Raw genomic sequence first — 22,503 nt, forward strand, 5'->3', positions numbered from 1 at the left:
TTTTAATATGCTTATTTTCTGTCTATTACTTTTGCCAAAGCCAGTTGTTTTTCGTTCATGATTTTAGTTACCGTATAATGCATCCAAACGAGACAAATGGTCGAGAATAGTAAAATAAAAATCCATGAACTTGACCAAATTCCTGTTGCGGTAAGCAAGTATCCAAAAATGATTGGACCTAAAAAGCCACCCAAGCCGCCAATCATTCCAACCATACCTCCAACAACACCAACCTCTGTTGGGAAATATTCTGGAATATGTTTGTAAACTGCTGCTTTACCAATTCCCCAAGAAATTCCGATTAAAATTACTAAAATTAAGAATACCCACATATTAGCATCGAATTTTATTACAGTAATTCCTTTTGCCAGCAGTTCTTTTTTCTTTACAGTTTGGTTCTGTGCTACAACAACTTGCTGCCAAGATGTTCGAGTTGGGAGAATTGCATTTTCAGAATTGTTTTCATGTTTTTGTGTAATGTTAAATTCTGTTTCGCCTATTTTAATATTGTCTTTTGCAATAGAAGTTACTGTTCCTTTTTTTGTTGCAAGAACTCCGGGACCTGTAGTCGTAATTTCCATTTTCGGAACCATTAATAGTGCACTTAAAATAACAGAAGAACTCAAAACCCAATACATAACTTTTCGAGCACCAAATTTATCTGATAAATAACCTCCAAAAGCTCTGATTACACCAGAAGGAAGACTGAACATTGTAGCAAATAATCCGCCCATAACTAAGCTGGTTTGATAAACGTTCATAAAATTAGGCAGGAGCCATTGAGAGTACGCAACAAAACAACCAAAAACTAAAAAGTAATAGGCTCCGAATCGCCAAACTCTAGCCGATTTTAGTGAACCAAGCATTTGACGAACACTTTTTGTATGGTTTTCAATTTTTTTATTTTTAGCAAAAATTAAGAAAGCAATTCCAATTAAAACAAGGGAAACGGCATAGATAATTGGAAGTATTTTCCAGCCATTTTGTGGATCTTCTAAAGAGAAATGATTTAATAATGAAGGCGCTAAAAAAGTGGTAATCGCAGCTCCTGCATTTCCCATTCCGAAGATTCCTAAAGCGCGTCCCTGCCATTCTTTTGGATACCAGATTGAAGTATAACCAATTCCAACGGCAAAACTAGTTCCTACCATTCCGAAGAAGAAACTAAGTAGAGCAAACATAAAAAAACTGTCGGCATAGGGAAGGAGGAACAGCGGAATTGAGCTGAGCAGCAGTAAAAGTGAAAAGACATATTTTCCTCCAAATTTATCAGTGAGCATACCAATTGGTAAGCGCATAATCGATCCTGTTAAAATAGGAATTCCTAAGAGCCATCCAACTTGAACAACGCTCCAATGAAAAATTCCGTTATCGACCAAAAAGGTTACTAAAACCCCGTTTAATGTCCAGCAGGCAAAACACACTGTAAAAGCCAATGTGTTCAAAAATAAAATTTTGTGTGATTGAGATAATGAGTTTGTAGTTTTCATAGCACTTATATTTTTATGTAAAAATAAGTACTATAACTTAGTTAAAAGATGCTAAAACGCAGTTTTTGAAAAATAATTACGTATTAATACGTATTTTTTAAATCAGTGAATATTCAGCAGCTTTGTTAGAAAGTTCCATTAAGTTTTTAACTTTCAACTTTTTCATCAGATTAAAACGGTGCACTTCAGCAGTACGTTTACTGATGTCAAGTGCCTCAGCAATTTCTTTGTTTCCTTTTCCAGATAATAAAAGAGTCAGAATTTCCTTTTCTCTTTTAGTAATCATCATTTCTTCACTTAGATTTTGTTTAGGTTCCAATGATGTTGACGAATTTGTAAGCTGGCTTATTAGAATTGAAGAAATATCTCCGCTAAAATATTTTCCGCCGGCAGCCACTGTGTGCAAGGCTTTCAAGAATTCTTCTTTACTTGAACCTTTTAGCAAATAACCATCAGCACCAGCTTTTATAGATTTTAATACATATTCTTCAGATTCATGCATAGAAAGCATAATAATTTTTACATTGTTATTTTCGCTTCTAAGTTTTTCTACTACCTCGATGCCCGTTAAATTTGGCATACGAATATCTACTATAAGTAAATCTGGTTTGCTTTCGGCAACAACATCAAGTGCATCGGCTCCATCAATTGCTTCGCCAACGACTTCAATGTTTGCTTCATTTTCAAGTAAAGATTTAATTCCATCTCTTACAAAAACATGGTCGTCTGCCAGCACTACACGAATGATATTACTCATAGTTTACTTAAATTAGATTCTTGATTTTTTACGTATATTCATCTATAAAGAAGACGCTAATATACGTAATTTTTTAGATTTTAAATTCTAACATTAAAATTTCTAATGTTGGAAATTCTAAATTGAATATAGAATTGTCAGGCTGAGCGGAGTCGAAGTCCGCGCAAAGCAGCTCCATAATCTAAAGCGGGGCTCTTTGTAGAGCTATTTGCGAAGATTTGCTTCACCTTTTCGCTATCGCACGAGTTTCGTTCTTTGAAATGACAATGGGGTATTTTTGCGGGTAACTTTGTCAAAGTTTTCTAAGTGTAAAGTTTGTCATTCTGAGGAACGAAGAATCACACGCAGGATTCGACAAAGATTGGCACTTTAGATTATGGAGTTTCTAGTGTGATCTCTCCTTCGTCGAGATGACAAGATTGTGGGAAACTTTGTAAAAGATTGGCGAATTTGATTGTGGAGCTTTCTGGTGATCTGCTCCGCCTATTTGCTATCGCCCGGGTCTCCTTTGTCGAGATGATAAATTAGATAATTAGCCATTGTGTCAATTAGAAAAATGTGATGATCATTTTGTCGATTTACTTTGAGTGGGCTTCGACTTCGCTCAGCCTGACAAATGGAAGTTCGACGTTTAAGTAATTATCAAATTATCTAATTGACTAATTTTCTCATTTGAGAATCGGAATATTAAAAGTAATTCTTGTTCCTTCGCCAGGAATTGATTTGATGAAAACACGGCCATTAATGTATTGAATTCTTTCTTTCATAAACAATAAGCCCATTCCAGATTCGCTGTTTCGTTTTTTGTCGACAGCATTGATGTCAAAACCTTTTCCGTTATCGTCAATTATAATACTTAATAAAGTTTCGCTGTGTGAAAGCTGCACAATAATATGCGACGATTCGGCATATTTTATGGCGTTGTTTATGGCTTCCTGAGTTAGGCGATAAATATTGATTTCGATTAAGGAATCTAATCGCTGATTGAAATCGGTTTTGTTGTAGAAAAGAATTTCTTTTCCTGTTAGTTTTGAAAGTTCCTGCGTAAGTTTTGCCAAAGAGGAAACAATGCCGTGATCGCTTAATTCGGGCGGCATTAAGTTAAAAGTTGCCGTACGGACGCCTTTTATAATGTCTAGTGAGAGTTTTTTTAGATACTCAATTTTTTGTTCTGATTTTTCTCTGTCATCTAGATTGATGCTTTCTAAACTAAATTTTAAACCGGTAAGCATTTGACCAATTCCGTCATGAATTTCTTTTGCGATTCGGTTTTGCTCATTTTCTTGATTTTCAACAATTTTGCTTGAGATAATCTTTTGCTGATTGATTTTTTCAGTACTGTTTTCAAGATTCAAACGTTCTACTTCGCGTTGTGCTTTTTTGCGTTCGGTAATATTAAAGCATACAATTAAAAGTTCCAATTCGTCTTTTTTAATCATAACCGGAACCATCGAGAGGTCAAGCCAAATCTCAATATTTTCTTTGGTAACAATTTTAATTTCGCCTTGCCAGCCGCTTCGTTGTTTTTCGAATATCAGTCGATCAAAGTTGATTTGCTCTTTTTCGTCTGCTGTTAAGACTTCAGAGAACTTTTTGTTAGATAAAAACTTGGTGTAATTGAGTAGTTTAGCAAATTTTTCGCCAATATGAATGATCGAACCATCAGGTGCAATTCGGCAATAGAGCAAGGTGTTTTCCATTGCATAATTGAGCGACTTTAATTCTTTAACCGAATTTTCCTTGATTTCGCTTAGTATTTCAGTATCGTATGCGAGCTTTAACGCTTTCTTTTCAGAAGATAAAAGCTTGGCAATTAATCGTTCAATTTTTTTATTGGTCGGCCTAAAAATGAAAAGAAATTCTAAAAGCAATACCAAAAGTGTAAAACCGAAAATCCAGTATTCAATTCGGCGTTGTTCGGTTACTTTTTCGTGCGCTTCGAGATCGTATTGGGTTACAATCTGATTCATTTTAGAAAGAAAAATACCTTCGTTTTCTAAAATTATGGTTACTAATTTTTGATTTTCTGCAGCTTGCTTTTTCTGCTTTAAATTCAATAAAAAAGAATCAGTTGTATTTGCAATTTTATTGAAAATTGGATTGATTTCAAGATATAATTTAGAAAGTGTTTCTGATTTTTCTTTTGGAAAGGCTAAGCTGTCACTGCCGTTTTCGAGTGCATTTTGGTTTTTTTCCAAAGTGATAAAACGTCATTTAAATGCGAAATTTGCTTTGCAGAAGCGTTGTCAGAAACATACTGCAGAATCAGAACTTCTTTTACGATTTTCTGACTCAGCATTCGTTGTTTTCCTGAAAAGTTTATGATTTTAGAATCGCTTAACTGTTGATTCAGATTGTATTGAACTAAAATCTGACTGATAATTATAGTTACCGCAATAGTAAGAAGCGCAAAAAAATACAGTCGTCGTAAATTTTTGAAAGTGATTTTGTCTTCTTCCTGATTGCTTTTCTTCATAAAGTCAGTTTACAATCCTAAAGATGCTTTTATAAGATTCAGATTTTCTTCAGAATAGTTTATTTTTAAGGCTTCCTGATGTCCTTTATCTGACATTTTATCCCAGGTTTTTTTGATGATATTTTTTAGTTTTTCTTCATCGTGTTTATGAACAAAAGGATCTAGGTAATATTCTAAAAACACAAGACAGATAACATCTTCTAATAATTGTGTTTCGTGATCTTTTTTAAGTAATTTTTTCTCTATTAAAAATGAAACGCGATCTATAAAAGTTTGATCGTAGCCTGCTTTTATTAGAATTTCGGCAGTTGTTTTTGCATGGAATTTTTTTAATTCTTCTCTCCATTTCAAATAACCAACACGATCCATTGGGTACGATTCACGGGCAACTTTCCATCGACAGATGTGTTGTGCTTTTGACGCAATTTGAATTTCTTCAGATGCATTTGGTTCAAACTGCATCAATCTTTCGTACATCCTATTTGAATACAATAATTCTTTTGGATATTCTTTGTTTTGGTCAGTTTCGATGTTTGGATCTTGTGCGTTTTCAGCATCAATCCATTCGCTTGCTTTTTGGAAAGGTGTAGTCATTTTTTGGTTTAATAATAGATTTCAAAGATACGGAATTAAGTTTTTTTTCGCCACGAATTTCACGAATTAGCACGAATTATTGTTTTGTTTTTTGCCACAGATTAGAGGATTTTTTGGATTTAATCTCTATCGTCAAGAGTATTACGTCAGGTTTGTCATTTCGACGAAGGAGAAATCACACTAGAAACTCCGTATGGAATGTCGCCAATCTTTGTCGACTCCCGCGTGCGATTTCTCCTTCGTCGAAATGACAAGATTGTGTAAAATTAATCGATAAAACCAACAAATACTTCGTTTTCAACTACTTTAATAGGATACGTTGCAATTTTAAAATCTTCTCCGTTTAAGTTTGAACCATCGACTAATGAGAATGATTTTTTATGCATTGGGCAGGCGATTTTCGGAATATCATCAGTAGAACCTGTCATTCCTCTTGAAAGAACCATTTCCATTTTGTGAGGGCAGGCATTTTGGCAAGCGTACCATTCGTTTCGACGGGCAAAATTAAAAATCGCAATTTGTTTGTTTTTGTATTTAATACAACCGCCGCGATTGGTTGGAAAATCTTCTACTTTACCTGCTTTGAACCAAATTGTTGCATCGCTCGCATGAACCGTTTCGTATTGATTTAAGATTTCTTCCATTTTGATTTAGTTTTGATTTACTGTTTCTTAGCCCTCTTTTTACAATCAATAGAGTTTGATGGCGCAGTAAAAAAGAGGGTAAGAAGGACAGCAAACGTTTAATGATTTTTTTTTCTTTTTTTGGAGCTATTTTTTTCCGCAGATTTGGCAGATTTAGGAGATTTTTTTAATCTTTTTAATCCTTTAATCTGTGGCTTTTATTTTAAACACATAGAAACATAGACTTTTTTTTATTTGAGAAATTGAGAATTAAAAGAAACTAGTTTCTAACACATAGCTATGTGTATTTATGCAAGTGAAACGCCTTTTTTGAGTTCAATCCCGAAGCTTCGGGACTATGTTTCTATGTGTTTAAAAAATTATGTTTACGACCAAGCTTTAGGCATTTTTTGATCTCTTAGCGGAACAAAAACAGCATTTTCGTCTTTTTCGTCTGAGTTTATAAAGTGATTGAAACGTTTTAATAATCTTGGTTTTTCTAGAACTTGTTTCCATTCGCATTCAAAAGTGTTTACTAAAGTTTGCATTTCAGTTTCTAAAGTTTCACAGATTCCTAAACTGTCTTCGATAATTACTTCTTTCAAATACTCTAAACCACCGTCTAGTTTTTCTAACCAAGTTGATGTTCGAATCAGCGGACCAGCGGTGCGGATGTAATACATTAAAAATCTGTCCATATATTTAATTACTGTTTCTTTGTCGATTTTTTCGGCTAGTAAAACGGCATGTTTTGGGTTTGCTCCGCCATTTCCTGCGATGTATAAATTCCAACCGCCTTCAACAGCAATTAATCCGAAATCTTTTCCGCGTGCTTCGGCGCATTCGCGGATGCAGGCAGAAACACCGCCTTTTAATTTATGTGGAGAGCGTATTCCTTTATATCTGTTTTCAAGTTCTATGGCAAATCCGGCGCTGTCGTCCATTCCGTAGCGACACCAAGCATTTCCAACACAGCTTTTTACAGCACGAAGTGATTTTCCGTAAGCATGACCGCTTTCAAAACCATTATCGATTAAGATTTTCCAGATTTTTGGCAAATCACTCAAATGTGCTCCGAATAAATCAACTCTTTGCGCTCCGGTAATTTTAGTATATAAATCGAATTGTTTAGCCACTTCGCCAATTACGATTAATTTTTCAGCTGTAATTTCGCCTGCAGCAACTCTAGGAACTACAGAATACGTTCCGTTTCGTTGAATGTTGGCTAAAAATCTGTCGTTTGTATCTTGCGTTGTAACATGTTTATTTGCTGTGTCGTTGTAAATACTTGAAAAAATTGATGCGACAACTGGTTTACAGATTTCGCAGCCGTCGCCTTTTCCATGATGATCTAAAACATCGTAAAAATTCTCATATTTATTGATTTTTACTAAATCGAATAATTCCTGACGGTTATAATTGAAATGCTCGCAAATGACTTCTTTTACCTCTTTTCCTAAAGATTTTTGAGTCGCTTTTACCAAATCAGAAACCATTGGTTTACAACCTCCACAGCCAGAAGTTGCTTTGGTTGCTTTTACAACATCTGAAAAGGTAGCGCAGCTTTCGTCTAAAATTTTACAACAGATCGCGCCTTTGGTAACATTTTCGCAAGAACAAATTACAGCTGTGTCCGGTAAATCCATAACACTTCCTAAACTTGAACCTTCAGAACCGTCGCGAGAACCTAAAATCAGATCTTCTGGATTTTTAGGTAGTGCCATTGCGTTGCTGTAAATCTGGAAAAGCGAATTGTAATCACTTGAATCTCCAACTAAAATTCCGCCTAAAAGTGTTTTTGAATCTTTGGTAACGTTGATTCTTTTGTAAATACCGCTTAATTTATTTTCATAAATAATGGCTGTTACATTTTCATTTTCGATAAAAGGATCACCAAAACTCGCAACTTCAACACCAATTAGTTTTAATTGTGTTGACATATCGATGGTTTCTCTCATGGTTTTATCTCCATTTAAGATTTGCTCGGCGGCAACATCAGCCATTTCGTAACCTGGAGCAACAAGTCCGTAAATGTTTTGGTTGTAAAGTGCCGCTTCTCCAATCGCGTAGATAGAAGGATCTGATGTCTGCATTTGATTGTTTACCACGATTCCGCCTCTTACGCCAACTTCAAGTCCTGAAACTCTTGCCAGTTCGTCGCGAGGTTTAATTCCGGCAGATATAACCAACATATCTACTTTTAACAATTCATCGTTGGCAAACATCATTCCCGTTATATTTTCTTTTCCATCAATATATTGCGTTGCTTTGTTAAGATGAATTCCAATGTTTAATTCTTCAATTTTAGCTTGAAGCATATCGCTTGCACCTTGATCTAATTGCCTTGGCATCAAACGCGGAGCAAATTCCACCACATGCGGATTCAATCCTAGATCTCTAACGGCTTTTGCCGCTTCAAGTCCTAATAATCCTCCGCCTAAAACTGCTGCTTCGGTTGCGCCTTTAATTTTTATCTTTTTGGCATAAGCCATAATTGCATCAAGATCTTCGATGGTTCTGTATACAAAAACGCCTTCTTTTTCAACTCCGTCAATTGGAGGCACAAAAGCTGATGAACCTGTAGCTAGAACTAAGTAGTCGTACGTATGGGTTTTCTCTAAATGAGTATGGATTGTTTTTTCGGTACGATTAATATCTGTAATTAACTCTGATGTATTGAGAATAATATTGTTTTCTGAGTACCAGTTGCTTGTTGATAATGATAAATCATCTGCAGTCTTTCCTCCAAAATATTCACTTAAGTGAACGCGGTCATAAGCGCGTCGAGGTTCTTCACCAAATACGGTGATCTGATACTTTTCTTGTCCTGATTTTGCGATGAACTTTTCACAAAATTTATAACCAACCATGCCGTTTCCAACTACTATTACTCTAATCATGATTTCTTTAATTAAGTATTACTATGCAAATATAAGTATTTATACTTATGTAAATACGTAAAGTAGTTTGTTTTTAAGTAAAAAAAGTTTGTTTTGAGTACGTATTTTATCGTAATCCTTTACGTAATGCGGTGTGTGAGTAAATTGGAATACTTATAATTATTTTAAATTTGAAAAGATTCTAAATAAGTAATTCAGAAAAAAATTGTAAATTCATAAGAAATTTACTTGTATTTGGTTAAAAATGATATTTTAAATAGAACGTTATGAAAAATATACTTTCACTTTCACTCTTGCTTTTATTTTCTTTGATGATAAGTTGTAAATCTACAGCTGGCAAAACTTCTGATAAACAAACGACTTCTGAATATGGATCTCAGGAAGATGAGATGAAGTACTATTTTACAGCAACGGGAAATGAGCCGTTTTGGGGATTAAAAATAGGAAATGACAATATTGTATTTACTTCTTTGATTCCAGGAAAAGAAAAACTTGTTTTTACACCTGTCGACGCTATAAAAGCTATGGATGCGAATGTTAAGATGTATAAAGTTAGTAATGAAACTTCATCTGCGACTATTACAATTCAGCAGTTAGATTGTCAGGACTCAATGTCGGGTGTTATTTCTCCTTATAAAGTTTCAATAGAAATTAAAAATAATACGGAATTACAAACCGAAAAATTAGGAGGCTGCGGAAAGTATAATACCGATTATCGTCTGCATGATATTTGGGTTTTGGAAGAACTGAATGGCTATAAAGTTTTTGCTTCCGATTTTCAAAAAGAAATGCCTAGAATCGAAATTAACTCAACAGAAAATAGATTTTCGGGATACGGCGGCTGTAATGCTATAAGCGGACAAATTTTTTATGAAAAGGATGTACTGCGATTTACAAGAGTTCTTTCGACTCTTATGGCTTGTCCTCAAGGAAATAAGGAAAGTGAGTTTACTAAAGCATTGCAAAGCACAACTACTTATTCTATTGAAAATAACAGATTAACGTTGTTAAATCCTTCTGCGAAGCTGTTGGTTTTTAGAAAGGTAGATTAATTTTGTCATTTCGACCGAAGGGAGAAATCACACACGCTAATCGACAAAGATTGTAGATATTCTTTGTGGAGTTTCTTGTGTGATTTCTCCCTTCGGTCGAAATGACAATACTATACTTAATTACTCAAGCAATTCTTTAGTTTCTTCCTCTTCGTCTTCTCCTTTGACAAAATCTAATTCTAAAGCTCTAACAGTTTGAACTGCATTTCCTGCAATACCACGAATAGAACCGTACATTCCTAAAGTATTGTGAACTACTTTTTCGATTTGTTTTTCGCGTTGTTTCCAGATTCTCTGCATGGCTCTTTTTTCAGAATCTAAGTCGTTTTGCATTTGTGTAAAACCTTCAACAATGCCTTCAATTTGCAAACGGAATTCGTTGCTGGTTAAGAAATCATACAACATCGACATTTTATCTCCTTTGTTTTCTTGTGCCTGAACTGCCTGACTTACCTGAATTAGTGATTGACGTAAAACAGCAGTCAGACCTTTAAATTCTTCATAAGTACAAATCCAGATTCCGTCGCGCATTCCCATTCTTTCCATTCCGTTTGGCATTACTTCGGTTACCAAAACACCAATATTGGCTCTTTTGGTTCTAATGTCATTTTTGAATTTCTCAATCCAAGAAGGCTGAAAGGCTTTTGTTCTTTTACTTTCGTAGTAAATTGAACCGCAGTTTTGCAATTCACGTGTATTGACAATTTGAAGACAATCGGCACCGTTTGCACCTTTTTTAATTTCGTCGATAGTGTCAAGCGGAAAATTATTTGCCAGCCATTCTTCAATCGCTAATTCCATTACTTCACCTTGCAATTGCATAGAACCTTGTTCTTGCTTGCGTTTCATTTCCTCGATCAGCTTTTTTTGATCGTCAGATTGTTTTTGGTATTCTTTTATCTTCAGTTCGTTTTTCTCTTCTTCTTGTTTGCGAATTTTATCGCGTTCCAGAACTAAAGTAGCGTTTAATTGTTTTTGTGCTTCGGCTTCGATTGCTTCTTTCATTTCCAGTTTTTCACGCTGAAGTTTTGCAATTTCGCCTGTCATTTTATTCAATTCACGAAGTTTCTCAGATTTTTCAGAAAGTTCTTTTTCCATCAAAAGCATACGATCTTTGTTTTCTTCTTCGAGTTTGGCTTTTAGTTTTTCAGAAATTTCTTTTTCAGCAGTCTTTTTTTCGCGCTCCAAACGTTCGGCAAAAAGTTCATTTTCTTGTTTCTTTTTGGCTTCAAATTCGGTTTTGGCTTTTTCGAATTGCTCGCTTTTTAATTCCAGTTCTTTTGCCTGAGCAGCAGCTTTTTGCTGAAATTCTTTACGGATACTATCTTCTAACTGATGTTTTAAGATGTCATTTACGTCGATATTTTCTCCGCAGTTCGGGCACTGAATTGAAGATTGCTCAGCCATTTTGTATTGATTTTATTTGGTAGAATTATAATTTGCTAAGGTATTTAAAAGTTCCCTTTTTATGATATGGATTTCTGTACTAAATTGTAACGATTTTTTTTTATAGCCACGAATTGCACTAATTTTCACGAATTGTTTTTGAATTAATCTCGCAAAGTCACAGAGACGCAAAGTTTTTTTAGCCACAGATTAAAAAGATTAAGTGGATTTCCTCTCATTTTTGTCATTTCTCGTTCCTCGAAATGACAAACTGGATGCGCTTCATTCCTGTTTAAAAAAAAACTTAGAGTCTTAGCGATTTTGTGCCAATAAAAATTCAACAGCAGATCTCGTGATCTCAGAATCATCTTCTTTTGAAGTGATAATTGAAACATTTGTAAAAAGATTCACTTTTTTTAATTCAAGAAAACCAATTTCAGGATCTTGATTGTTTTTTACAATGTTGGATGGAACAATCGAAATTCCTAAGCCATTTTTGACTAATTGTACTATAGAATTTATATTGTTGGCTTCGTGAATAATTTTTGGTGTAAAGCCGTAAAAAGCGCAAAGTTCTAGTAAAACTTCATGATAATGTGGCGCATAATCTTTATTGAAGAATACGAAAGTCTCATCTTTTAAATTCAATATCTCTTTTTCAGATTTCAATTGAATGTTATTTTTATTAAAGACAATTGAAAATCCATCTTGAAACCATAAATGTGATTGTATTTTTGGAGATTTTATTGGTGAACGAATAATTCCCATTTCGATTTTTCCTTGTTCTAAAGCGTCGATTTGTTTGGTTGTGGATACTTCAAAAAGTTTGAAATTTACATAAGGGAATTGTAATTTTAAATGTTTTATTAATTCTGAAATTACAGAGGAGTAAATCGAGCTGATGTAGGCAATTCTGAATTCGCCCGAAACATTTGTGGCAATCTTTTTTGTTTTTGCAGAAATGCGTTCCAAATTCTGAAAGATTGTATTCACTTCCTTTTCGAAATATTTCCCAGCTTCCGTTAGTTCTACTTTTTTATTGTTCCGAATAAAAAGTTTTGCCTGAAGTTCTTCTTCCAGTTCAATTATCTGACGGCTTAATGGCGGTTGTGAAATAAAAAGTTTCTCAGAAGCTTTGGTAAAGTTCAGTTCTTCGGCTACAGCCAAAAAGTATTTTAAGTGACGTAATTCCATGATACTTTTAAAGTATTGATAATTGATAAAAATAGTATTTTTAAAGTATTTATGAAAGTGATAGTTTTGGAAAAGAAAAAAAGAACTCTCTCGCAGATTTACTTTGCTGATTCGCTATCGCTTGGGTTGCAGATTGAGCAGATTATTAGTTTCGAAAAAAATCATCTTAACTACAATATTCCAATCAATAATAGCAAAAAGATTCGCTCAATCTGCTCGCGATAGCTATCGAGACTGCTAGAGATTAAAAAACATAGACTATGAAAAAATCAACTATTGCAGAAATCAAAGAACGATTTGATAATGATGTCGAACGATTTTCGAATTTAGAAACGGGACAATTGTCTACAATTGATGCTAAAATTTCGTTGGAATTAATTACGGAAGCTTCTAAAAGAATTGTTCCAAATGCCACTCATGTTTTGGATATTGGCTGCGGTGCGGGAAATTACACTTTAATGATGTTGTCTAAAGTATCAGATTTAAATTGCACTTTGGTCGATTTGAGTTTGCCAATGTTGGATAAAGCTTTTGAAAGAGTTTCGTTAGAAACAAAAGGAAAAGTCGAAATTAAACAAGGTGATATTCGCGAAGTTGATTTAAAAGAAGACTGTTTTGATATTATTTTAGCAGGAGCTGTTTTACATCATTTAAGAGATGATCAGGATTGGGAAACTACTTTTACTAAAATATTTAAATTATTAAAACCGGGCGGCTGTTTTATGATTTCGGATTTGATTACGCAAGACACGGAATTGTTGAATGAATATACCTGGCAGCGCTATGGAGAATATTTGGAAGGAATAGGAGGGGCTGAATATCGTAAAAATGTATTTGAATATATCGCAAAAGAAGATACGCCAAGATCAATGAATTATCAATTGGATTTGATGAAAAAAGTAGGTTTTAAAAGCGTTGAAATTTTACACAAGAATATGTGTTTTGGTGCTTTTGGTGGGATTAAGTAGTTTTTTATAGCCACGAATTGCTTCGCCTGTTCGCTATCGCTCGAGTCACGAATTTTTATTCTTTAAAATTTATGCACAAAGCAATTCGAGGCAGAAAAAATATCTTATAAAACCTGTGCTGTTTTGTAAACTTGAATTGGAGCGGCAACAAAAGTTTCGCTTTTAGTGATGAAATCTTGTAAATGAGATTGGTTGTTATGAAGATCTAAGCCAGTTTGATCTTTCCATTCTTCCCAAATAATAAAAACATTTTCGGCATGATGAAGATCGTAGCGTACGCATGCAGCTTCTTTTCTAGTTTCGGTAACTAAATCATTCAATAAGCTGTGAAGCTGCTGCGTGTTTTCTTTCTTGCTTTTTATAATGGCAGTTATAGATATCATGGTTATATGGTTTTGAAAATTTGTGATAAATGGTTCGTGTATTCAGATTTAAAGATACTAATATTTTCAGATGTAGCACCTTTTTCGACATCATGAAAATGAAATCCGTCGAGTTTTTGCATTCCTACAAATTTGTTCATTTTATGAAAACCAAACATAGCACCATCATCTACCGAAGTTTCTTCGAAAAATTCTCCTGGAAGTGTAAAAGCTGTTGCAGGCGCATTCCAACTTGTAGTCAGCATATATTTACGTCCGTGTAAAAGTCCGCCAGTTCCGTAATTAATGTCTGGATTTGTTCTAGTTCTTCCGTCGCTTTTGTAAATTCCTTTGTTATGTCCAGCAGTGAAAACATCGTCGATGTATTTTTTGAAAAGATTTGGTAATTGAAACCACCAAACAGGAGTGTGATAAACGATTGCATCTGCCCAAACAAATTTTTCTACTTCTTCATCAAGGTCGATTTCTTGTTTGATGTCAGTTGTTTTTATTTCGTAGTTTTTACTTTTTAAAAACTCAATTGTCCAGTCTGTAACGGTTTCATTGAATTTTCCGCCTGAATGAGCGAAATTTTGACTTCCGTTGATAATAAATATTTTTTTCATTTTACGTTTTGTTCTGATGAATTCGTGATGTGTGAGGGATAGAGGCGGTATCCTTTTATGAAGCGATAGCGGAATAAAAGATATAGCCGAACGCCCGATTCGCGGCGGCGAACACACCCAAATTCTTATTATTTAATTTTTGAGATTTATTTTGAAACACATAGAAACATAGATTTTTCTTTTTTGGGAAAGAGAATAGAAAGAAACTGGTTTCTAAAATATAGTTCTCAAAGTTTGTCATTCCGAGGAACGAGGAATCACAATAGAAACTCCGCAAACTAAGTCATCAATCTTTGGCGGGCAACGAGTGTGATTCCTCGTTCCTCAGAATGACATACTACATTGACTATGTTTGTTAATGCAAGTGAAACGTCTTTTATACGCACTGAAATCTATGTTCCTATGTGTTTAAATATTATTTTATTTTAGCAATTGCCTGATTAATAAATTCTAATTCTGAAGCAGATAAATCAAAATCCATCGCTTTTGCATTTGAAATAGCTTGTTCTGCATTTCTTGCGCCAGCCAAAACAATTGAGATTCCTTTTTGTAAAGTAGTCCAGCGTAAAACTAATTGTGAGATCGAAATGTGTTTTGAATTGGCTAATGAGCTTAATTCTTCTACTAAAGTTTTTACTTGTTGAAGATCAAATTTTCCAAAATAACCATTACGATGATCGTTTTCTTTTAATTTGCCGTCTGTAAAATATTTTCCTGTAAGCAAACCTCTTTCCATTGGGCTGTATGCTATGATGCCAATATTTTCAGTAATTGTAAATGGAAGTAAATCTGTTTCAATGCTTTTGTTCAACATGCTGTATGCAACTTGATTGGATGCGATCTGAACTGTTTTTTGTGCTTCCTGAATTTGAGAAACATTATAATTACTTACTCCAAATGCTCTGATTTTTCCTTGCTGAATTAAGGTTTCAACGGCTTCCATTGTTTCTGAAATTGGTGTTGTTGAATCTGGCCAGTGAATTTGCAATAAGTCGATATAATCTGTTTGAAGACGTTTTAGGCTTTCTTCAATTTCTTTTATGACGTTTTCTTTTGATGAATATTTGTAGACAGGAATTTTTTTGCCATTATCATCGGCATCAAAAAAGAAATCGCCTTTTCCGTTATTGCTTCCGTCCCAAACTAAGCCGAATTTAGTTAACAATTGTACTTTTGAACGATCGTAAGATTTTATAGCTTCGCCAATCATTTCTTCGCTTAAGCCAAATCCGTAAAAAGGAGCAGTGTCAATTGTTGTTACGCCGTGGTCGATAGAAGCGCGAACAGAGTCGATTGAATCTTTCTTTTCGTTTCCGCCCCACATATTTCCGCCAATAGCAAATGCACCGTATGTTATAGTTGATAATTTTAGTTCCGAGCTGCCTAATTTTCTATATTCCATGATATTAAATATTACGTTTTACAAATTTTTGACAAAATTATACCATTTTTATGAGTGTAAAATTGTATAATTTTGTCTTTTTTAGGTACATTTGCAACTTCAATAGATTCTTTAAGATTATGAAAAAAGAAAATTTATATGAACCGTTTACGGTTTCGTTTGAAACATTGGATGAATATCCAGATGTTGGGGATCGCCATAATTTCTTTGAATTGGTTTACATCTTGAGCGGAACGGGAAGGCAGTGTATCAATAAAAATATCTTTGAATATGATGCTGGACATATGTTTTTATTGACGCCTGAGGATTGTCATAATTTTACTATTGAAACGAAAACGAAATTTTTCTTTTTGAGATTTAATGATATTTATTTGAAGAATTCGAGTCTTCAAAATGAAAATATTCAGCGTTTAGAATATATTCTGCAAAATGCAAATCATCAGCCGGGTTGTATTTTAAAGAATGATGCTGATAAGTGTTTGGTTAAGGTAATGATCGAAGCGATTTGTCGAGAGCATAATGACAAAGATGTTTATAATCAGGAATTGATTCAACAATTGGTAAATACCTTAATCATTATTGTTGCCAGAAATATTGCGAAATATTTACCGGAACAGGTGAATGTGGGAACTGAAGCTAAAGCAATGGATATTTTACAATATATTCAAACGAATATTTATTATCCTGAGAAAATAAAAGCAGAATCTATAAGTGATTATTTCGGAATTTCGAACACGTATTTAGGACGTTATTTTAAGAAACATGCCGATGAAACGATGCAGCAATATATTAGTAATTATAAAACAAAACTGATAGAGCATCGTTTGCAATTCAGTGATAAGCGCATTAACGAAATTGCATATGAATTTGGCTTTACGGACGAAAGTCACTTTAATAAATTCTTTAAAAAACAAAAGGGCAATAGTGCGTCAGAGTTTAGAAAGACGATTCGATTGAGTGCATAAACACGGATTTTACGAATTTATACTATTTTTTTTGCCACCGATTACACTGATTAAAAGGATTTTTAATTTGTGATAATTAGTGCAATTCGTGTTTTTAAATGATTTTTTTGATTACTCTAAGTTTATGAGTGTGTTTGTTTATTTCGGGATTGTAAATTCCGGTATGATCTAAACGATCGATACGGACTTTTCCACTTGCGTGAATGATATAGTTGTTCTCCATAATGATTCCCACATGAGTAATGTTTCCTTCATCATTGTCAAAAAAAGCTAAATCTCCAGGTTCACTTTCTTCAATAAAGCTTAGAGGTTCGCCTTCTAGTGCTTGTTGAGAAGCGTCGCGATGAATTTTGTATCCGTTTAGTTTGTAAACCATTTGGGTAAAACCAGAACAATCTACTCCAAAAGGTGTTTTTCCGCCCCATAAATAAGGTGCGTTTAGATACATAAAAGCAGTATTTATAAGTGCGCTTTTTGGTTTTATACCGCTGGTTTTTGTTCCTTCAAAATCAAAATTGGAAGTGTTGATTTCGTTATTGTTTAAAAAAGTTAACGAAGCACCAAGCGGAATTGGGAGTAATAAATTGTTTGGAGAAGTGATATAATCAATTAAATCAGCGTTTAGTATAATAGCTTCTTTGCTTAATTGATTGTAGTTTTCTTCAGAAATTACCTGATATTGTTTTGAATCTACCCAGCCTTCATAATCATCGAACTGAATTTTTATGCGCGCCCATTGCTTTTGGCGTTCTAAAATTTCGATATGTTCGCCAAACAAAAGTTGTGTAACGATTTCACTTCTGTCGCTAGGCTCAGATCGAACGGGTACTATGGCAAGATTGCAAATTCCGAACATTTAGGGTAATTTATAAGTTTAAAAAAAATTAGGAGTCAAAAGTAGTCAATAACTCCTAATTTAAAGTATTATTATTTAAGCTCTTTCGATAACAATTGCTGATGCGCCGCCGCCGCCGTTGCAAATTGCAGCAGCCCCGATTTTAGCATCGTTTTGTTCTAAAACATTAATTAAAGTTACAATAACACGTGCTCCAGAGCAGCCAAGCGGATGTCCTAGTGAAACAGCGCCACCGTTTACGTTTACTTTATCGTTATCAAGATTTAAGATTTTTGCATTGGCTAAACCAACAACAGAAAAGGCTTCGTTGAATTCGAAATAATCAACATCTGAAATTGAAACTCCAGCTTTGTCTAAAGCTTTTGGTAATGCTTTTGCAGGACTTGTTGTAAACCATTTTGGTTCTTGCGCTGCATCTGCATAGCCTTTTATATAAGCTAAAGGTTTTAAACCTAATGCAATTGCTTTTTCTTCAGACATTAAAACTAAAGCAGCGGCACCATCGTTTATCGTTGAAGCGTTTGCAGCAGTTACAGTTCCGTCTTTTGTAAAAACAGGGCTTAAAGATGGAATTTTATCTAATTTTACATTAGTGTATTCTTCATCTTTAGAGAATATAATTGGTTCGCCGCGTCTTTGTGGAACTTCTACGGGAACAACTTCATTATCAAATTTGCCTGCATCCCAAGCTTTTGCACTTCTTTCATAAGACTGAATAGTAAAGTTGTCTTGTTCTTCACGGCTGATTTTGTATTCAGATGCGCATAAGTCAGCGCAAACTCCCATTGCGTTGTTATCGTATGCATCTGTTAAACCATCTTTTTGCATTCCGTCCAGCATTGTTGCGGGACCAAATTTGTTTCCAGCACGCATTTGAACATAATGTGGAATCAAGCTCATGCTTTCCATTCCTCCAGCAACTACGATTTCGGCATCACCGCAAGCGATAGCCTGGGCACCAAACATTACTGCTTTCATTCCAGAAGCACAGACTTTGTTAACTGTTGTGGCAGCAACTTCTTCTGATAATCCTGCAAAAAGGGCAGCTTGACGAGCTGGAGCTTGTCCAACACCAGCTTGGATTACGTTCCCCATGAAAACTTCATCAACTAATTTTGGGTCTAGGTTAATTTTTGAAAGCGCTCCTTTAATAGCGGCAGCGCCTAATTTTGGTGCGGGTACGGTAGATAACCCACCCATGAAACTTCCGATAGGTGTTCTAACGGCAGAAACAATCACAACTCTTTTGTTCATTTTCTGTTAATATTAGTTATCTAGCAAATTTACTGTTTATTTGAATAAATTCAAATTTTGCGTGAATTCGATTGGATTTTAAATTTAAGATGAAATTTTTGTTAATTCTATTCGTTTGATTGTGAAGTGTTTTAGAAAAAAGATTAAAAAAACTTTAAAAAAAGCGCAAAAATAGTTGTGAGATATGGAATGTTGTCTTACATTTGCAACCGCAAAACAGAACACGTTTCTTGAGCTTGGAGAGGTGCCAGAGCGGTAATGGAGCAGATTGCTAATCTGTCGACGGGTAACCGTCGCCAGGGTTCGAGTCCCTGTCTCTCCGCTTAAATTTTGCCTTCGGGGTGTAGCGTAGCCCGGTTATCGCGCCTGCTTTGGGAGCAGGAGGCCGCAGGTTCGAATCCTGCCACCCCGACAGAACTTTACCATTAAGTTTTAAAAAAAATGGTTCCATAGCTCAGCTGGATAGAGCAACGCACTTCTAATGCGTAGGTCGAAGGTTCGAATCCTTCTGGGATCACAACAAAAGCCACTCAATTTGAGTGGCTTTTTTGTTTTGCAGCATTTTTCAAAACTTGAAAATTGTTCTTTTAGAGATCAACACGAAAAGCTGCGACTTCGTAATTAAGGCATGAGCATTAGCTAGTCTGAAAAGAAAATAGTCTACATTTCTAATGGAGAAAGTGGGATTATTGAAAATTATAAGAAGATTTCAATTATTTGTACTGATAATTTTACTTTTAAAACAAATAAGGTTTTTCTACTCTGCCTTAGAATACTTACTTTTACAATACTAACAGAACAGACAGGGATGAAAGCTAGAAAAAGACATTTGTTTATTGTAACAGCATTTTTATTATTGACATTTGGAACTGTACAAGGACAGGAAAAAATTACAATTGTAGCGGCAGCCAATTTAAAAATTGCTCTGGACTCCATAAATACTGTTTTTAAAATTCAGAATCCAGGAATAAATACGCAGATCACCTATGGCGCTTCAGGAAAGTTCTTTGAGCAGATTTCCAATAGTGCTCCGTTTGATTTATTTTTCTCGGCAGATATGGATTATCCCAAAAAATTGGAAGAGAAAAAATTGACCGGCTCTAAAATTAAAATGTATGCAACTGGAAAATTGGTGATTTGGAGCAAAAAAACAGATCCGAATAAAAGTAAAATAAGCAGTCTTCTAAACAGAGATATTCGCAAAATAGCCATCGGAAATCCTGCAACTGCACCCTATGGAGAAAAAGCAGTTGAAAGCTTAAAATTTTATAAAATTTATGACAAAGTAAAAAGCAAACTGGTTTTTGGTGAAAATATTACCCAAGCTACTCAATTTATCACGACTGGAAATGCCGATATTGGAATCACTGCTTTATCGCTTGTGCTGACTCCAAACATGAAAAAAGAAGGAGGAAAGTACTATATTATTCCGCAAAAGAGCCATACACCGCTCGAGCAGGGCTGTGTAATTTTGAAAAATGCAAAAGGAAAGGCTGGTGCAGTCAAGTTTTATAATTTCATATCTTCAAAAAAAGCAATTGCTATTTTAAAGTATTATGGATATGATACAAAAGCGCAATGAACATATTAAACGGAATCATATCGCAAATTCAATCTCATGAAGGTATTTCGCTTGTGAGAGTACAATCAAATGATGTTACTTTTTCTACAATTGTTCTCGATACACCAGAAACTTCGGATTACTTAAAAGTAGAGAATACTGTTAAAATTATTTTTAAAGAAACCGAAGTAGTGATTTCTAAAGATTTAAATCCAAATATCAGTACTCAGAATAAACTGTTATGCCGCATTGAATCTATTCAAAAAGGAGTGATTTTGAGCCAGATTAATTTGGTTTATGAGCAGGAGGTTATAAAATCTATTATAACAAGAAATGCTTGTGAAGAATTAGATTTAAAGAAAAATGATACGGTATTGGCTTTAATAAAAACAAACGAAGTAAGCTTGTCTCCGCATGATTAATTTAGAACCCATATGGCTTACGGCAAAATTGGCTTTGATTACCACAATAATACTTTTTTTTGTGGCAATTCCTCTTTGTTATTGGTTGTCTTACAGTAGATTTCGCTTCAAAGCGGTTATTGAAGCCTTGATAAGTCTGCCTTTGGTTTTACCGCCTTCGGTATTAGGTTTTTATCTTTTAATTGGTTTTAGTCCAGAAAATGCCTTTGGAAAATTTTTATCTGATTATTTTGATCTTCGATTGGTGTTTACTTTTCAAGGATTAATTTTAGCTTCGGTTTTATATAGTTTACCTTTTATGGTAAATCCTATTTTGTCTGGATTAAAAAATTTGCCGCCTGCACTTCAGGAAGCTTCTTTTACTCTTGGGAAATCAAGGTTTGTAACGGTTACAAAAATTTTACTGCCCAATATACAAGCGTCGTTACTTACCGGAATTATAATGACTTTTGCGCATACAATAGGAGAGTTTGGTGTAGTTTTAATGGTGGGTGGAAGTATTCCTGAAGAAACCAAAGTAGTTTCGATTGCGATTTACGAAGAAGTAGAATCGATGAATTATTATAACGCCAATGTCTATGCAGGGATTTTGTTTGTGTTCTCTTTTCTTATTTTGCTAACTGTTCATTTAATTAATAATAAATCAAGAAAAACGACACTTTATTAATGATACAGTTTAATGCTTATAAAATGCTCCAAACCGCTGACGGCGAACTGCCGTTGGATGTTTCTTTGACTTTTGAAAAAGGTCAATTTATTGCTATTTATGGTAATTCTGGAGCTGGGAAAACTACTATTCTTAGAATATTAGCAGGACTTACTGAGGCAGAAAAAGTACAGATAAAAGTAGGGGACGAAGTTTGGGATGATTCTCAAAAAAAGTTTCATCTTCCAGTTCAAAAACGTTCTATAGGATTCGTTTTTCAGGATTTTGCTTTATTTCCGAATCTGACGGTTAAAGAAAATTTGGAGTTTGCGTTATCTAAAAACGATTCAAACGAAATTGTTACTGAATTAATCGAACTTATGGAATTGCAGTCTTTGCAAAATAGTAAACCGCAAAATTTATCAGGAGGGCAAAAACAGCGTGTAGCTTTGGCAAGAGCGATTGTGCGTAAACCTGAGATTTTATTGTTAGACGAGCCGCTTTCGGCCTTAGATGACGAAATGCGATTTAAGCTTCAGGATTATATTTTAAAAATTCATCAAAAATATAAATTAACTACTTTGATGATAAGCCATTCGGCAGCCGAAATTTTTAAACTTTCGGATAAGGTAGTTGTTATCGACAAAGGTAAAATTACCAAGCAAGGAACGCCGAATCAGGTATTCGCTGAAAAGAAAATAAGCAGTAAATTTCAAATAACGGGAGAAATAATCAGCATTGTAAAAAGTGATATTATTTATGTTGTACAAGTGTCGTCAGGAAATAACATTATAAAAGTCGTTGCAACAGAAGATGAAATTGTAAATTATAAAATAGGACAAAAAGTGCTTGTGGCTTCAAAAGCCTTTAATCCGATTATTCAGATTTTATCCTAAATCAAAAAGCGCAGTTGAATAATTGGAGTGAAAATACTCTTTCTAAATTCATAACAAAAGCCACTCAATTTGA

The 22,503-nt window shown here is 34.5% G+C and carries 21 protein-coding genes and 3 tRNA genes; 10 read left to right on the forward strand and 14 right to left on the reverse strand.

Annotated features, from left to right (window positions below; genetic code table 11):
- Positions 1-11: 11 nt before the first annotated feature.
- The 7 genes from BOW55_RS13035 to nirB all read right to left on the reverse strand — a co-directional run bounded on the left by BOW55_RS13035 (position 12) and on the right by nirB (position 8,840).
- Positions 12-1,490, reverse strand: a complete 1,479-nt coding sequence (locus BOW55_RS13035; protein WP_129024471.1) for a nitrate/nitrite transporter — start codon at positions 1,488-1,490, stop codon at positions 12-14.
- A gap of 97 nt (positions 1,491-1,587) precedes the next feature.
- Positions 1,588-2,247 carry a response regulator transcription factor gene (locus BOW55_RS13040; RefSeq protein ID WP_089052755.1) on the reverse strand — a complete coding sequence of 220 codons (660 nt, stop codon included), beginning with the start codon at positions 2,245-2,247 and terminating at the stop codon, positions 1,588-1,590.
- A gap of 668 nt (positions 2,248-2,915) precedes the next feature.
- Positions 2,916-4,445 carry an ATP-binding protein gene (locus BOW55_RS13045; RefSeq protein ID WP_241686556.1) on the reverse strand — a complete coding sequence of 510 codons (1,530 nt, stop codon included), beginning with the start codon at positions 4,443-4,445 and terminating at the stop codon, positions 2,916-2,918.
- Positions 4,400-4,723 (reverse strand): type IV pili methyl-accepting chemotaxis transducer N-terminal domain-containing protein, encoded by a 324-nt coding sequence (locus BOW55_RS21370; protein ID WP_241686557.1) that lies wholly within the window; start codon positions 4,721-4,723, stop codon positions 4,400-4,402. The genes BOW55_RS13045 and BOW55_RS21370 overlap by 46 nt, the downstream gene beginning before the upstream one ends.
- Before the next feature lie 9 nt (positions 4,724-4,732).
- Entirely contained in the window at positions 4,733-5,317 is a 585-nt protein-coding gene (locus BOW55_RS13050; RefSeq protein WP_129024472.1) for a DUF4202 domain-containing protein, read from the reverse strand.
- 266 nt (positions 5,318-5,583) lie between these two features.
- Entirely contained in the window at positions 5,584-5,961 is a 378-nt protein-coding gene (nirD, locus tag BOW55_RS13055; protein WP_129024473.1) for a nitrite reductase small subunit NirD, read from the reverse strand.
- A 365-nt stretch (positions 5,962-6,326) separates the two neighbouring features.
- Positions 6,327-8,840, reverse strand: coding sequence for a nitrite reductase large subunit NirB (gene nirB, locus BOW55_RS13060; protein ID WP_129024474.1), 2,514 nt, complete (start codon positions 8,838-8,840; stop codon positions 6,327-6,329).
- A gap of 266 nt (positions 8,841-9,106) precedes the next feature.
- Between nirB and BOW55_RS13065 the strand changes: the two genes are divergently transcribed.
- Positions 9,107-9,892, forward strand: a complete 786-nt coding sequence (locus tag BOW55_RS13065) for an META domain-containing protein (protein WP_129024475.1) — start codon at positions 9,107-9,109, stop codon at positions 9,890-9,892.
- Positions 9,893-10,012: 120 nt separating this feature from the next.
- Here the strand turns inward: BOW55_RS13065 and BOW55_RS13070 are convergent, their stop codons facing one another.
- Both BOW55_RS13070 and BOW55_RS13075 read right to left on the reverse strand, forming a co-directional pair.
- Positions 10,013-11,299: a DUF2130 domain-containing protein gene (locus BOW55_RS13070; RefSeq protein WP_129024476.1), complete on the reverse strand. Its 1,287-nt coding sequence runs from the start codon at positions 11,297-11,299 to the stop codon at positions 10,013-10,015.
- Positions 11,300-11,590: 291 nt separating this feature from the next.
- Positions 11,591-12,472, reverse strand: coding sequence for a LysR family transcriptional regulator (locus BOW55_RS13075; protein ID WP_129024477.1), 882 nt, complete (start codon positions 12,470-12,472; stop codon positions 11,591-11,593).
- A 260-nt stretch (positions 12,473-12,732) separates the two neighbouring features.
- Here BOW55_RS13075 and BOW55_RS13080 point away from each other — a divergent pair, with 260 nt between their 5' ends.
- Entirely contained in the window at positions 12,733-13,440 is a 708-nt protein-coding gene (locus tag BOW55_RS13080) for a class I SAM-dependent methyltransferase (protein ID WP_129024478.1), read from the forward strand.
- 104 nt (positions 13,441-13,544) lie between these two features.
- On the opposite strand, the gene BOW55_RS13085 is transcribed toward BOW55_RS13080, so the two are convergent.
- The 3 genes from BOW55_RS13085 to BOW55_RS13095 all read right to left on the reverse strand — a co-directional run bounded on the left by BOW55_RS13085 (position 13,545) and on the right by BOW55_RS13095 (position 15,830).
- Positions 13,545-13,823, reverse strand: a complete 279-nt coding sequence (locus tag BOW55_RS13085; RefSeq protein WP_089052765.1) for a putative quinol monooxygenase — start codon at positions 13,821-13,823, stop codon at positions 13,545-13,547.
- Between the two features lie 2 nt (positions 13,824-13,825).
- Complete coding sequence (locus BOW55_RS13090; RefSeq protein ID WP_129024479.1) at positions 13,826-14,428, reverse strand: NAD(P)H-dependent oxidoreductase; 603 nt, start codon at positions 14,426-14,428, stop codon at positions 13,826-13,828.
- A gap of 415 nt (positions 14,429-14,843) precedes the next feature.
- Entirely contained in the window at positions 14,844-15,830 is a 987-nt protein-coding gene (locus BOW55_RS13095; protein WP_129024480.1) for an aldo/keto reductase, read from the reverse strand.
- Positions 15,831-15,949: 119 nt separating this feature from the next.
- Here BOW55_RS13095 and BOW55_RS13100 point away from each other — a divergent pair, with 119 nt between their 5' ends.
- On the forward strand, positions 15,950-16,795 hold the full coding sequence (locus tag BOW55_RS13100) for an AraC family transcriptional regulator (RefSeq protein WP_129024481.1): 846 nt from the start codon (positions 15,950-15,952) through the stop codon (positions 16,793-16,795).
- A gap of 94 nt (positions 16,796-16,889) precedes the next feature.
- Here BOW55_RS13100 and BOW55_RS13105 read toward each other — a convergent pair whose 3' ends face one another.
- Positions 16,890-17,651: a C40 family peptidase gene (locus tag BOW55_RS13105; RefSeq protein ID WP_089052769.1), complete on the reverse strand. Its 762-nt coding sequence runs from the start codon at positions 17,649-17,651 to the stop codon at positions 16,890-16,892.
- Between the two features lie 75 nt (positions 17,652-17,726).
- Positions 17,727-18,905: an acetyl-CoA C-acyltransferase gene (locus BOW55_RS13110; RefSeq protein ID WP_129024482.1), complete on the reverse strand. Its 1,179-nt coding sequence runs from the start codon at positions 18,903-18,905 to the stop codon at positions 17,727-17,729.
- 238 nt (positions 18,906-19,143) lie between these two features.
- Here BOW55_RS13110 and BOW55_RS13115 point away from each other — a divergent pair.
- From BOW55_RS13115 to BOW55_RS13145, 7 genes are all read left to right on the forward strand, one after another.
- Positions 19,144-19,227 (forward strand) — tRNA-Ser (locus tag BOW55_RS13115).
- Positions 19,228-19,242: 15 nt separating this feature from the next.
- Positions 19,243-19,317 (forward strand) — tRNA-Pro (locus BOW55_RS13120).
- Positions 19,318-19,348: 31 nt separating this feature from the next.
- Positions 19,349-19,422: transfer RNA gene (locus BOW55_RS13125), tRNA-Arg, on the forward strand.
- Positions 19,423-19,713: 291 nt separating this feature from the next.
- Entirely contained in the window at positions 19,714-20,487 is a 774-nt protein-coding gene (gene modA / locus BOW55_RS13130; RefSeq protein ID WP_129024483.1) for a molybdate ABC transporter substrate-binding protein, read from the forward strand.
- Entirely contained in the window at positions 20,484-20,888 is a 405-nt protein-coding gene (locus tag BOW55_RS13135) for a molybdopterin-binding protein (protein WP_129024484.1), read from the forward strand. Before modA ends, BOW55_RS13135 begins: the two co-directional genes overlap by 4 nt.
- Complete coding sequence (gene modB, locus BOW55_RS13140; RefSeq protein WP_129024485.1) at positions 20,881-21,555, forward strand: molybdate ABC transporter permease subunit; 675 nt, start codon at positions 20,881-20,883, stop codon at positions 21,553-21,555. Before BOW55_RS13135 ends, modB begins: the two co-directional genes overlap by 8 nt.
- The gene (locus BOW55_RS13145; RefSeq protein WP_129024486.1) at positions 21,555-22,430 is read left to right on the forward strand and encodes an ABC transporter ATP-binding protein; all 876 of its coding nucleotides are present in this window, start codon (positions 21,555-21,557) and stop codon (positions 22,428-22,430) included. The genes modB and BOW55_RS13145 overlap by 1 nt, the downstream gene beginning before the upstream one ends.
- Positions 22,431-22,503 lie beyond the last annotated feature (73 nt).

The sequence above is a fragment of the Flavobacterium sp. YO12 genome (genome assembly GCF_004119495.1).
Taxonomy (GTDB): Bacteria; Bacteroidota; Bacteroidia; order Flavobacteriales; family Flavobacteriaceae; genus Flavobacterium.